We start from the raw sequence: 12671 nt of genomic DNA on the forward strand, positions 1-12671 counted from the left end.
AATGACATAAAATATTTAAGCAATAAATTGCTACAATATTTTAATGTCTAAGCTATATGCTTAACTATCGTCAAGCTTTTTTTTAAAGGAGTATTATGAGTAAGAATGAATCATCATATAGAGTTGATTTACATATTTTAGACCATGCAAAAGCTATTTACAATAGTATTAAAATTTATAACCCTTTAATACATAAAGCTCACTTTAAATGTTCTATTGATACAAGCCAATTAATTGCAAATGGATTTAATTCAAAAGATAAAATAAACAATGTAATGAATCTGATTTTAGAAGAGATAATAAATAGCAAATATACATTTAGAGTAAAAACAAGAGAATATATTGATAAAAACGGAAATAAAAAAGAGTATTTTTCTAATAAGAGCTTTGATTTAAGTAGTGATACATTAAGTGCTTATCACAATAGAGCTTTTAACAGTGATATAGATTTTGATAATATTGAGCCACACTTTCACTTTTTATTTAACTCTACAAAACATACTGGATTAAACTATTACCATTTAAAAAAGCATTTATCAAATGTTGCAAGTAAATATAACTTAGTATTTCACTTTGATGAAGAAAAAGATAGAAGTGTAAATAAGTTTCAAGGATTAATGGAAAAGTGTAGTAGGTTTTCTTGGTTCACTCAAAAGATGACAGATAAACAAGTAGTAAACTATGTTAATTCAAAAGGTGATGATTTAACAAAGAACTTAGAGCTTTTATATGATTATGCAACTGCAACTGGCAATTTACAATTTTATATTAAAGCTATGAATAATATAAAAAATAGATTTCAAAGATTAGATTTAGACTTTGAGTTTAGAGGTAATACTATAAAAGATATCTACCCTATTCCAATTGATGAAATAACTAATGAAACTTTAATTGCAATAGCAAATAAAGATAAAACTAAATTAAAAGAACTTATGACTAGAGATAATTTTATAGCAAGAGATTACATCAAATATACAAATGGTTTTCAATCTACAATAATTGAAGAGCTAAAGCAAAGAGATTATATCTTTCCTTTGATTTTATCAAATGATTTAGTATTAGATAATATGAAAGGTAGAAGTAAATCATCTAATGTAAAAAGTGATGATAAATATCTATCTTTTAACAATGCTGTTAAAAATGATATTTTAGAAGCTTTAAAATATGCAAAAAATGAGATAGATTTAAAAGATATACTTTCAAATTTTGGATATAAAGATTTAGGATTTAGAAATCAAAATATACAGGGGAAAAGAAAAAAGACTGGTTTAAAATTTAACTATGAAGATAAAAGCTACACAGTATATTTTAATCAAATTGGACTAGATGATAGCACTATATTATTTCACTTACAAAACAATTCAAAAGCTAATATAGAAAACAGTTTAGATTATAGTAAAAAATCAAATATTGCAAATCTAAAGTTCTTTAACTCATTTCAAAATAAAATGTATAAAGATATTTATAATCTTGAAAGTGATGTTGATTTATCAAGATATTATATTTCTCAAGAAAATTATAATATTAAATTTACAAGTAAAGATAAAAATATTACTATTGAAGATAGAATTGAAGAGATATTATCAACTGAAAATATCACAGATGAAGATGCTAAATTAATTGCTCAATTAATGCTTCAAAAAGGATGGACTGATATTAAGAAAGTTAATTTTAATGAATCTAGTAAAGAGTTTATTAAGAAAATTAAAGATGAGTTTGAGAATGAGAAAAATAAATAATTAAATTTTAATTATTAAAAAATTTATTATTTATGTTGTGTGTAATATAATTTACATAACACAAGGAGTAGTAATGGCAAAAATTGATGAAGAACTAATAAAAACTAAATTAAAAGAAATAGAAAAATTTTATAATCAAATTAAAGATTATTATTCTATAAAAATAGATTTACTTAAATCTAATGAAAATGAAGCTTTAAGAAATATCTTTGAAAATGAAATAGAATTACTAAAAGAAAATTCAGAACAAGCCTTAAATATATTAAGTAATGCAAAACAATTGGAAAATTTTTTAAATGAAAATAATAAATTACAAAATATAAAAAATCTTTTATCAAATGAAAATATTAATGAGATTGAAAATAGAAAGAATGAGATTTTATCTGCATATTCAAAAATATTTGAAACAAAAGATGGTAATTTAAGTCAAATTTTCAATGATATGTATGAACAAATAAAAAATTCATATAATGATTTATTTGTTAATAAAACGGGAGAAAAAGTAAAAATTGAAATATTAAATGCACATATTGATAAATTTGAAGATAAATATGCATCAATAATTTCTGATGAAAAATCAATAAGTAATGAAATAGAAACTTTGCATAAAGATTTAAAAATTAAGCAACAAAATTTAGATACATTCCATAAAAAAATATTTGGAGATGATGAAGAGCCAGAAGAGGGAGAAGATAAAAGTAAGTCATTAAAAGATGAACTAGAATTAAGATTAGAACAATTAAAGGAAACAGAAAAGGAAGCAAAAAAAATAATAAATTTATCAAGTGATGCTGGATTAGGAGGAGGTTTTAATCAAAAGGCTAAAGAAGCAAAGAATAATAAATATTGGAGTTTAGCTGTTTTTGTTCTTGTACTAATTATAATGGGATATTTTAACTTTAAAACAATAGATTTTAATAATTTAAAAGATATTGATTTAGTTTCTATTACTGTAAGATTTATGATAAATGCCCCTTTTATTTGGATAGCAACTGTTGCAAACCTAAACTTAAATAAATATGCAAGACTAGAACAAGAATATTCTCATAAAGAATCATTGGCAAAATCTTTTGAAAGATATAAAACAGAAATAGAAAAACTTGATGATACTGAAACAATAAAATCTAAAGAATTGCTGGTTCAATTGATGAGTTTAAATTTAGAAGCTTTCAAAATCAATCCATCTTCAACTATGGATGGAGCAAAAAGTGATATTGATTACTTTGAAAAAATAAAAAATCTTATTTTGACAAATAAAACTTCATCTTAAAAAATTAAAATGTTAAGGTTTTAAATCTTAACATTTTGTAGTTAGAATTATAATAATTTTATAAACTCTATTTAATAGATTCCATATTTAAATATCGTTAAGAACTTATAAATAAGAATTTACTTTTGTTAAAATCTTTAACCAAAATCTTCTTGTTTTTTTTATATCTTGTGAATCATCTTTTAACTCAATGTCTAAATATTGAATTGCTTCATCTAAATTATTTTTTATTTTTTCTCTCATTTTAGCTCCTTTTTAAAATGTCGAAGCAAGAATTAAATTCTTGCTCCACCTAATGATTGAACTCTTTCACCTAATTGATGTAATAATCCACTCTCTGTCTCATCTTTATATTTGATTTTAGCCAATATCATATCATCACCTTTTAGGATAATAAAATAAGCTAAAATCATTCCTATAAAATATATGAATACATCAGAGAAACCAGTTATAACACTTTGTGTTACAAAAGATAAAGAAATACTTGAATCTTCATATAATGAATTCGATAAATTTAATGTAGAAAAATTTATATCAAATATTAATGAGTAAATGCCAGTAATAATCTCGAAACTAATAATAAACATGAAAAAAGAACTAACTATTAGGGTAGGCTTAATCACATAAAGTATGAAACCATCCAGAAAATAAGAATTTACCCTATCTGTTTTTTCTTTGATTGTCATTTGCCAAAGTACTATAAATGGTGACACAAAAAAGTACATAAAACAATCCCAAAAATATAAACCTATTTTTAATATAGCTAATAGTGTCACAACAGCTGCAAAGATAGCCTGTATCATAAGTTTATATAGAATAACTGCTAATGAAAATGACGTAACATAAATCATAAATGACTTGAAACCAGTACTTAAAAAATCTATGCTTCGAGAAACTTTACTGTTATCTTTTAGATTTTTTTTAGATTTTTGTTCATTTGCTTCTTTTATGAATTTATCCAACGATGACTTAGCGAAAGATAACAGTTTACTTTGTGGCATAAATATACCTGCAACTTCAAATAAAGATTCTCCTGCACCTTCAACTGCTTTTTCAAAAAATTGTCTAATTTCACCAAAGAATGGCAACATATTATATATTTGATATGAAGTCAATGTAGAGAAAGTATTTGTAATCCAGTTGCTCGTAACTGAGCTTAAAACTTCAGTATCAAGTGTTTGTTTAGATAAATTTTCATCTTCTTTTACATACAAATCATTAGCTTTATTTACTAACATTGTAGTTACTGCTTCACCATTTGTTGTTCTTGATAATCCATCATAAGCATTATTTATAATATTTGAGTTTAGCATAAATATATGACTTACAGGAAGTGTTGAAGCCATAAACCAACCAACGTTTTTAACACCTAAAAGCTGAGTATCTACATATAATTGACTCATTGAAGTATATGAACTATTATTAGTTGTAACATTAAAATTTGAATTCCTAGATAAATTAGTAATAGTTTTTTCTGATGTAACTTTACTTCTTTTTAAATACTCTCTACCTATCATTAAACTAATTTCTAAATTTTTACACATCAAAGGAGAAATTGTACCTTTGTTATCAAAAATTTTACTGCTTCCAGTATCTACATTCCAAAGGAAATCAATGTGAGAATCAGCCATTTGAAAGCCATTATATTTTTTATAACTTGCTTCATGAGAAGATATACAATTATCTTTAAAGAATGATTGAAGTACAGCTTGTTCTACAATTTCTCTTCTAGTTTGATTAAGAATATTTAATGTGTCTTGATAGCTTTGTGTATACGTTGCATTAAATAAATATCTCATGTAAATAACTGTTGCATTTGTAGCAGTAGTATCAGCTATCATTGCTCCCATATTAGCAAAAAATCCAATTCCAGTTTTAAATATGGTTGTTTGAGATTCTACTTGTGTAGCTTGATTATTATTAGAGGTAGTTATTTCAAATATTTTATCACTTTGATTATTATTTGAAACCACTGATTCTGAATTCCCATTTGGAAAATGGATAAAAAATACTACTAACATAATTACAATAGCAGTTAATCTATTTGCAAAAGGAAAATCCCATTCTTTACCTTCATTGTTACTATTCATTCTAAACATAAAAAATTTATATCCAACAACAACACCACTATATAAAAAAACCATAGCAAGAATTAATAGCCCTGCATAATCAAAAACAGCTTGCCAACCAAGAGACATAAATTCATAATATAATCCAAAAATCTTTTTATCAAAATATTGTTCAAAACTAAATACTCTAGTATAATTTACATTATCAACTTGACCACCAGTCATATTATTATAAACTTTTGATACTTTATCCCTAAAGGTTTCCCATACTCCTTTACTATATTCAACAGAATCAAGAATTGTCATATTTTTTTCAACTTCAGTATTTATGATAATATCTCCAGTTTCACTTATTCCTGATACAACATTACCATCTAAAGCTACTAAACCAGTTACAAATTGCGATACTGTAAAATTTTCTTTATCTTTATTTTCATTCAAATATTGTAAGCCCAAATCTTTTGCTCTTTTTTGTATATTGTAAGGGTTTGTAATTAAACTATGTGTATCATCTGTATTATTTCCTAATGTAAATATCTTTTTACCCAATCTTTTAGTTAATTCCCAAGGTGTTTCATAGTGATTATAATCTGGTAGTACACTAAGATTTGAAGGCTTATACTCACCATTAAATAAATTATATATATCATCTATTTGGAAAGGAATATTAACAAGGCTTGAACCTGATTTTGTGCTATCAATATAACCTAACAACAAAGTCCAATTTGGTATTGAAAGAGTTATTGATTTACTAGCATCAGCACCAAATTCTTTTTCATTTATATAAGAACAAGTAAAAGTCCCCTCTTTATAGTTAAAGTCAATTAGATATTTTTGAGCTTCAACTCTTGTTTCTGATTTTATATTTTCATTTTCATCGTAAACAAATTTATATAAATCTTTACATATTGGAGTGCTAGTATTAAAATTTAAGGATTCTGAAGTTGCTCCTTTAATTATAGTAACTCCCATTTTATCATCTAGTAAAGAGCTTCTATTTTCTGTTTGATATCTTATTATCTCTGCACCCATACCATTTTCTAAAAATAAAATAGTAAATAAAAATATATGTAATATATACTTTTTCATTTTAGCTCTTTTGGTAGTCGCTAAGAAGATTCATAAACAATAAATCATTTATAGCAAAATTTTTATTTTTGATATTTTTAAATTTCAAAGCTTCTGAAAAAAATATCAAATCATTCAAACCAATATTGAGCTTTTTAGCAACTAAACCTAGCATAACTACTTCATACTTGGTTGGATTTGCTATTTTTAAGTTATTCAAACTTGAAGCTGAAAGATTCTTTACATCGTTTGTTAAATCAGTAGTTTTTTTTGCTCCAATTTTTTTAGCAATTTCTGGAGCACTTAATAAAGATAAATCATCCATTTTTTACATCCTTTATTTTATATCACTTAAAGAATAATGCAAAAAGTAAAAAGGTAATAACTATCATCAGATAGACAACTTTATTATTGTTTTTTGTTTTTTGATTATTCAACATTTTTTCAAACTCTATTTCAAACTCTTCCATTGATTTTGAGATACGAGCATTAATTTCAAGTTCACTTTGAGAGTTTAATTTTGCTTTTTGTTCACTTGCTTGTAAGAGAATTATCTCTTGAAGCTCTTCCATAATCTCAAATATATCTTTGATTTTTGATTCATAAATATCAAGCTTTGAGACAACTTGTTTAATTATCTCATCGCCTAAAGCTTCATGTAAAACTTCTAAGTTATCTCTCTTTTTCTCTTGAGTACTCATGCTCATTTCCTTTTATATTTTCTGATATATCTTGAGAATTTAAATATCTTTCAAATTTCTTATCATCAAAAATATCGTAAATATTATTACTATCTAAAAACTCTCTTAAATCAAGATTTTCAGCCTGTTCGATAATATTAATTCTTTCTTGCATTTGCTCAAAGAAATCATTAAGTAACTTATCCTTTTGAGTTGTTATTTCATTTTGGTTTTCTAATTTTTCTAGTTCTTTTTTACTTATTTGTTTTTTTGTCAAATAATAGATATCAACTAAAGCCATCAACCCAAAAATATCATGGTTAGAATTTTGAATCTCTTTTAATTTAGATGAGAAAGTTTTATAATCTTCATCTTTTTTATCTATCTCTTTTAAAAGTTGTTTTTTTGATTCTCTTGTTCGTTCTTGCATATCTTTGATTTTTTGTATAAAATCTATTTTTTTCGCATTTGTTATCATTTTACAATCCTTTCTCTCTCCATCTTTGTCGTCTGACTCGTTCTTTTTCATCTTCTATTTCTGTATAAGTTCTATAGCTTTGTAATTTCTCTTCTTTTTGAACTTCTAAATCATTTCCGTTAATAAAACTTTTAATGGTTGCTATTTCTCTTTTTAGTTTTGCTAGTTCATCAACCTTACGGTCTAAAGCTTCAAGTTTTTCCCTATGTAAAGCTAGAAAATTTAAACCTTTTTGTTCATTAACTCCTAAGAATTCACCTTTAGCATATTTTTCTTCAAATTCTTTATACTCCTGTTTTAAATTATATTGAGTACCATAAACAGCTTTTTTTAGTCCATCTTCTTTGAATTCTTTTGTAAGAATTAAAAAATCTAAATCTACACCTCTTTGTTGTAATTTATGTAGGTCTAAAAATTCCCTTGCTGTTCCATATTGACCCTTTCCAAACCATCTTTTAACTTTTTCTTTAATTTGCTCCCAAGGGCTTAGTTTAAGCATTTCTTTTGACATTTTAAACTCCTAGTTCAATTTGTTTTTTTCTGATAACATCAACATCTACATATCTACTTAACACAACATCATCTTTTGCAGTTTTATATAAACTTTTTTGCATCATATACTTAGCCATAAATGGTGTTGCCGTAGAGTTTCTAATTATGTAACCCTCTCCATTTTTAATATTACTTAGCATTTCAGGTTTAAAAAAATCCTCTTCACTTTTAGTTAGTTTTGAATCTTCATTGTTATGAAATTTTTTGAGATTCTTTTCTCTTTTCATACTCTCTTCAAGTGTGATTTTTTCTACTTTTTGCACTTTAGAGTTAAGAAGTTTTATAAGTTCTACATCTTCTAATTTTAAACTTATTATTGTTTTTACATTAGCAATGATTTGACTATTATCAACAGAACCCATAGTTTCTTTTAAATCACTTTGAAAACTTAAAACTGCTCCCATATGTAAACCTCTAATAACTGATAATAAATCTCCAATTTGATAGCTTTGATTTTTTTTCGTTTTTAGCCAACTATTAATCTCATCAAGTATTACAAGTGTTGTAGTATCAGGAATAAAATCTTTTCCTCTTCTTTCAGCTAATAAATTTAAAGTTGAAACTAAAAGTTCAGCTAAAATTGGGCTATATATTTTATTTTGTCCAGGAAGATTTACAATAACTATTTTATTGCTATCTATAGCATCTAAGATATTTAAATCACTATTTATATTTTTTAAAATGGGTGCAAAAGAATCAAAAAAATTAACTATCTTGTCCATTAAACCTTGAGCTACTGATAAATCATAAAATGTACCACTTCTTTGTGGATATTTTAGACCTACTGCTTCAATACCTGTAATAGTAGTTCCATTTTCTGTTACTACTCCATTTAAATATGTTTCTTTTAATTTTTCCCAATCTGGTACATTTGAAAGCATAATTACAACATTCTTTAACTCATTATGAAATTGGTTTTTTACACTATTATCTAAATGAGATAATGAGCTATTATTCTTACTTTCATCCTCAATTATTTTTATGAAATTTTCATATAATTTTGAATTAATTTCATTTCTATTTGTCTCGTAAATTTCATCAAAAACTAGTAAAAATTTTAAGAGTAAATCTGTTTCGCTCATTAGTCTATTAAATGAGAAATAATCAAGTTTTATTAAATATTTTTGATACTCTTTAAACTTATTAGTTGAATTAAATACTTTGTCAATTTTTGAGATATCTAAAAAGAAATTTGCATCTCTAAGAGTTAAGATAACCTTTAGTAGTGAAGACAAATAAAGCTTTGCTTTTCCATTCCATCCACCCTCATCATTTCCATCTAAATCAGCAATACTAGTTAGCATGGTAATAATATCTTTTGAAGCACCTAGCTCAAATAGGTTTATTGTATTTGAATTAAATTTTCCTCTTTTATCCGCATTAAAATCAAAAATTAATAAATCAGACAATCTATTGTAAGTTGCACAAATGGACTGCACTCTTTGAAGCATAACATTATCTGCTTTTCCAAAAATTGCAAATACTCCTGCACCTCTTGATATACTTGATTCTATATATGCATTTAAAAGTAATTCAGTTTTTCCACCACCTGATGTTGCCATTAAAGCACAATGTTCTCTTAGAATTACATCATCAATTAAAACTGGAGTAATTGCATTACTTTTACTTGAAGTTCTTTTTTGTGATGGAATTATTTTTTGAACTTCATAATCAAGTGAGAAAAATTTTCTAACTTGATTGTAAAAAGTTAAAACATCGACATCTTTTTTATGTCTTTTTACAAGTGTTCCTAAATGTACACTATACTTATTTTTTAAATTATCATTATTTAAGAGGGATAACTCCTTTATCTTTTTATTTTTATTTCTTAATAAGTTTTTTTGAAATTTAAAAGAGAAAAAATAGATAAAAAGTGCAAATGCAAAAAAATGTATTTTTAAACTTATTGAAAAAACAAAAAATAAAATTAACCAAATATAACTTGACCAAAAAACATCATCAATTAATTTTTCTTCATTATCGTCAAGCTTTGTGTAAGTGTTGATTCTTATTTTATCGTTTATATTATTTTCCATTTTATACCTCTTTAATATAATAAAGTGCGTGTTTAAGGCTTAGACTAGAATACTTATCATGAGAGAAATCTCTCAAGAAATTTAAAAACTCTGTTTCATCTGGCGTTGCTATTTGAAAAAGTTGTGAAATACCTGAAAAATATTGGTTTTCCTTGAAAATTTCAAACTTTGAAAGAATTAAAAGCTTTAGAGTTTTTATACTTGTTATCTCTTCTAAATCTTCATCTGAAATTTTTTGATAATCAAAAATATCAGCTTTTTCATTAATATAATCAATTAATTTTGAGTAAAACTGTGTTATTTCAACTGATTTATTTTGAAGTTCTTCAAACTCTTGTATATCGGCTTTTGAGATATTTATTACAACATTTTGGATAGTAAAATCTTTTGGGCTATAATCATAAGTTATTCCACTATAAAAATGTGCATAATCTTTTATCTTTTTTACAACTCTTTGAATCGGGGAAAGATTAAAAGGAGTATCTTGATTAAGTTTTACTACTCTTTCATCTACTAACTCTAATTTTTTGTTATAGAAAAAGTTAATTATTAAAAAAACCAATCCAATGATTGCAAAAACTTGAAATTTAAAAACACTCTCTGTTCTATCAATACTATCTCGGAATTCTTCAAAAGTAAGAGTTAAAATGTGATTCAAGCCCATAGAAATAGCAATTAAAACAACTAATATAACCCCTTGTTTTACAACAAAATTATTTCTATTTGAACGTTGAAAGTTAGTTAGCTTTTTATATTTTGTGAGTCCCCAAAGCATAGTAACTAGTATAATCATTGAAGCGAAAAAAATGTAATAAAAAATTACTCTATCAGTCATAAGTTCCATTTATCTCTCCTTCATATTGTTATCGTATGTAATTTTATTTTTAACACTTACCATTTTTTGAGCTTTTTCAACTTCTTTTTGTAAAAAATTATCAAAATCTTGAGCATAACTAACAATAGTCTTCAAGTCGAATTGAGTAGCTTTAAATGCTTTTAGGTTTCCTATATTTTTTGAAAAATCATCCAGCGTTTTTCCTTCAACATCTTTCATACTCAAGTCTCGAAGAAACTTAATATCATCTCTTATTGATTTATTTTCTTTTTGCTTTTCTACTACATTTTTATCTTGAATTTTTGAATTCTTTGTATCTGATTCAAACTCTTTTTTTGTATTTTGAGTCTTGTTTTTTAAGGCTTCTATCTTGTCTTTTACTGTTTTATTCTCTTTTTCAAGTCCTGATTTTTCGGCAGTTAATTTTTCTTTTTCCAAAATTAACTCTAACTCTTTTTTAAGCTCAAGATTCTCTTTTTTTAAGTTTTCTACTGCTGATTTTAGATTTAAAATATCTTTCTCAAGTTCATCAAATAGTTTTTCTTTGTCGCTTTGATTCAAGTTAGAATTAGAAGATAAATCATCAATTTTTATTTCAATCTTTTCTGTTTCTTCTTTAACTTTTGATTTTTCAGTTTCAATTCTTTCTACTTTTTGAGCTTGAGTAGAAAAAACATCCTGAGACTGAGAAAAACTAGAGTTTAATTTTGAGCTTTGGTTGTAAATTTTTTGTAAAAAATCATCATTCTCTTTTTTCTCTTTTTCTTCAATTTTCAAATCTTTTTCATTGATTTTTTTTAATTCTTCATTTTTTAAGAATTCACCAGTTTTTAAAGTTAGGATTTTAAATTTTTGGAGATTTATCTTTTTTTGGAGTTTGTTTAGCTCATCCTCATTTTCTATTATTTTTTTCGCAATATCATTGTAACTCATTGTTTAGTCCTTTGTTCTAAAATTATTATATTTCGATTTTATCTTTATAAGTTTTTTTTGCTATGAATTTTCATTTTTTTATATTTTTTTAAAAAAATTAATTTAAATTAATAATAGTATTTCAATTGTGAAGTACTATTTCCTTATTTTTTTTCAAATTCATATTCATATCTGAATGTGAAATTTAGTTGTCTCACATTAAGATATAATCCTAATTGGAACATATCCCGATAAGTACCAGATTTTATGAATTTTCTAATTGCAATAGAGTTTAAATCGAAAAATGCAGGATTATTTTTTGAAATAAAAATAAATTTATAATCTTCAAATTCATCATCTATATCTGTTTTATCTATTATTTTTCTTGCGATTCTCTCCTTATTCGTAGTATCAAGAAAGGTTTTTAGACTTTGAAAAAAATCATCAATTACGATGATTTTTGCATTTTTATCTATGAGAAAACAAATAACATCCTCTTCCTTTGTTTCTGGAACAAAAACTTTTACAATATCCTTTTTTAAATTTACATCTTTATCTATTTCATTTTTTAGAAATTCATTAAAAAACTCTTCTATCTTTTTATCTTTTTTTTTCATTATTTAGTCCTTTATTTCAAAATTATAAAATTGATTCCAGTTGTTATAACTGCAACAATTGCTGTAACTTTCACAACCGATAAACTAACTAGCTTATTGCTTATATTTATAATTCTTTCTATTTTCTTTAAATCTTGATTTTTATTTAAATCTTCTATTTTTTGGGCTAAAAACGATAAATAAACAGAGTAGTTTTTTATCATTTCATTTTCATCTTGAAATTGAAATTTTTGGATTATTTCAAGGTAAACTTCCATTTTTTCGGCTAGTTGCTTTTGCTTATCTTGTATCTCTTGCAATTTTTCAATTTTATTTGTGATTTTTTCGAGTTTTTGCAAATAGATTGATTTTTGAAAATCAAAAGAATCCATCAGTTCATTTACTTCTTTTTCATCTAAAACAATTTTGCTCATAA

The 12671-nt window shown here is 24.8% G+C and carries 13 protein-coding genes; 2 read left to right on the forward strand and 11 right to left on the reverse strand.

Going from position 1 to position 12671, the window contains the following annotated elements:
- The first annotated feature begins 95 nt into the window (after positions 1–95).
- Positions 96–1739, forward strand: a complete 1644-nt coding sequence (locus CKV87_RS06665) for a hypothetical protein (protein WP_012012998.1) — start codon at positions 96–98, stop codon at positions 1737–1739.
- Between the two features lie 73 nt (positions 1740–1812).
- Positions 1813–3009, forward strand: coding sequence for a hypothetical protein (locus CKV87_RS06670; RefSeq protein WP_012012999.1), 1197 nt, complete (start codon positions 1813–1815; stop codon positions 3007–3009).
- A gap of 105 nt (positions 3010–3114) precedes the next feature.
- On the opposite strand, the gene CKV87_RS11715 is transcribed toward CKV87_RS06670, so the two are convergent.
- The 11 genes from CKV87_RS11715 to CKV87_RS11720 form a co-directional block, all read right to left on the reverse strand.
- On the reverse strand, positions 3115–3252 hold the full coding sequence (locus tag CKV87_RS11715) for a hypothetical protein (RefSeq protein WP_169712282.1): 138 nt from the start codon (positions 3250–3252) through the stop codon (positions 3115–3117).
- A gap of 32 nt (positions 3253–3284) precedes the next feature.
- Positions 3285–6167, reverse strand: coding sequence for an OPT family oligopeptide transporter (locus CKV87_RS06675; protein ID WP_012013000.1), 2883 nt, complete (start codon positions 6165–6167; stop codon positions 3285–3287).
- A gap of 1 nt (position 6168) precedes the next feature.
- On the reverse strand, positions 6169–6471 hold the full coding sequence (locus CKV87_RS06680) for a hypothetical protein (protein WP_012013001.1): 303 nt from the start codon (positions 6469–6471) through the stop codon (positions 6169–6171).
- 22 nt (positions 6472–6493) lie between these two features.
- Positions 6494–6847 carry a hypothetical protein gene (locus CKV87_RS06685; RefSeq protein WP_012013002.1) on the reverse strand — a complete coding sequence of 118 codons (354 nt, stop codon included), beginning with the start codon at positions 6845–6847 and terminating at the stop codon, positions 6494–6496.
- The gene (locus CKV87_RS06690) at positions 6819–7304 is read right to left on the reverse strand and encodes a hypothetical protein (protein ID WP_012013003.1); all 486 of its coding nucleotides are present in this window, start codon (positions 7302–7304) and stop codon (positions 6819–6821) included. The genes CKV87_RS06685 and CKV87_RS06690 overlap by 29 nt, the downstream gene beginning before the upstream one ends.
- Position 7305: 1 nt before the next feature.
- Positions 7306–7815 (reverse strand): hypothetical protein, encoded by a 510-nt coding sequence (locus CKV87_RS06695; protein WP_012013004.1) that lies wholly within the window; start codon positions 7813–7815, stop codon positions 7306–7308.
- Position 7816: 1 nt separating this feature from the next.
- Entirely contained in the window at positions 7817–9892 is a 2076-nt protein-coding gene (locus tag CKV87_RS06700; protein WP_012013005.1) for a type IV secretory system conjugative DNA transfer family protein, read from the reverse strand.
- A 1-nt stretch (position 9893) separates the two neighbouring features.
- Entirely contained in the window at positions 9894–10736 is an 843-nt protein-coding gene (locus CKV87_RS06705; protein WP_012013006.1) for a hypothetical protein, read from the reverse strand.
- Entirely contained in the window at positions 10737–11660 is a 924-nt protein-coding gene (locus CKV87_RS06710) for a hypothetical protein (RefSeq protein WP_012013007.1), read from the reverse strand.
- Positions 11661–11803: 143 nt separating this feature from the next.
- A complete protein-coding gene (locus CKV87_RS06715) occupies positions 11804–12256 on the reverse strand; it encodes a hypothetical protein (RefSeq protein ID WP_012013008.1) in 453 nt (150 codons plus the stop codon).
- 11 nt (positions 12257–12267) lie between these two features.
- Positions 12268–12669, reverse strand: a complete 402-nt coding sequence (locus CKV87_RS11720; protein WP_012013009.1) for a hypothetical protein — start codon at positions 12667–12669, stop codon at positions 12268–12270.
- Positions 12670–12671: the final 2 nt, after the last annotated feature.

This window comes from Aliarcobacter butzleri (assembly GCF_900187115.1).
In the GTDB taxonomy this organism is placed as follows: domain Bacteria; phylum Campylobacterota; class Campylobacteria; order Campylobacterales; family Arcobacteraceae; genus Aliarcobacter; species Aliarcobacter butzleri.

What these genes read in the sequence shown, in the direction of transcription:
- CKV87_RS06715 (WP_012013008.1), bottom strand. Translation starts at nt 12,256, where the DNA reads ATGAAAAAAAAAGATAAAAAGATAGAAGAGTTTTTTAATGAATTTCTA.
- CKV87_RS06685 (WP_012013002.1), bottom strand. Translation starts at nt 6,847, where the DNA reads ATGAGTACTCAAGAGAAAAAGAGAGATAACTTAGAAGTTTTACATGAA.
- CKV87_RS06675 (WP_012013000.1), bottom strand. Translation starts at nt 6,167, where the DNA reads ATGAAAAAGTATATATTACATATATTTTTATTTACTATTTTATTTTTA.
- CKV87_RS06700 (WP_012013005.1), bottom strand. Translation starts at nt 9,892, where the DNA reads ATGGAAAATAATATAAACGATAAAATAAGAATCAACACTTACACAAAG.
- CKV87_RS06665 (WP_012012998.1), top strand. Translation starts at nt 96, where the DNA reads ATGAGTAAGAATGAATCATCATATAGAGTTGATTTACATATTTTAGAC.
- CKV87_RS06695 (WP_012013004.1), bottom strand. Translation starts at nt 7,815, where the DNA reads ATGTCAAAAGAAATGCTTAAACTAAGCCCTTGGGAGCAAATTAAAGAA.
- CKV87_RS06680 (WP_012013001.1), bottom strand. Translation starts at nt 6,471, where the DNA reads ATGGATGATTTATCTTTATTAAGTGCTCCAGAAATTGCTAAAAAAATT.
- CKV87_RS06670 (WP_012012999.1), top strand. Translation starts at nt 1,813, where the DNA reads ATGGCAAAAATTGATGAAGAACTAATAAAAACTAAATTAAAAGAAATA.
- CKV87_RS06705 (WP_012013006.1), bottom strand. Translation starts at nt 10,736, where the DNA reads ATGGAACTTATGACTGATAGAGTAATTTTTTATTACATTTTTTTCGCT.
- CKV87_RS11715 (WP_169712282.1), bottom strand. Translation starts at nt 3,252, where the DNA reads ATGAGAGAAAAAATAAAAAATAATTTAGATGAAGCAATTCAATATTTA.
- CKV87_RS11720 (WP_012013009.1), bottom strand. Translation starts at nt 12,669, where the DNA reads ATGAGCAAAATTGTTTTAGATGAAAAAGAAGTAAATGAACTGATGGAT.
- CKV87_RS06690 (WP_012013003.1), bottom strand. Translation starts at nt 7,304, where the DNA reads ATGATAACAAATGCGAAAAAAATAGATTTTATACAAAAAATCAAAGAT.
- CKV87_RS06710 (WP_012013007.1), bottom strand. Translation starts at nt 11,660, where the DNA reads ATGAGTTACAATGATATTGCGAAAAAAATAATAGAAAATGAGGATGAG.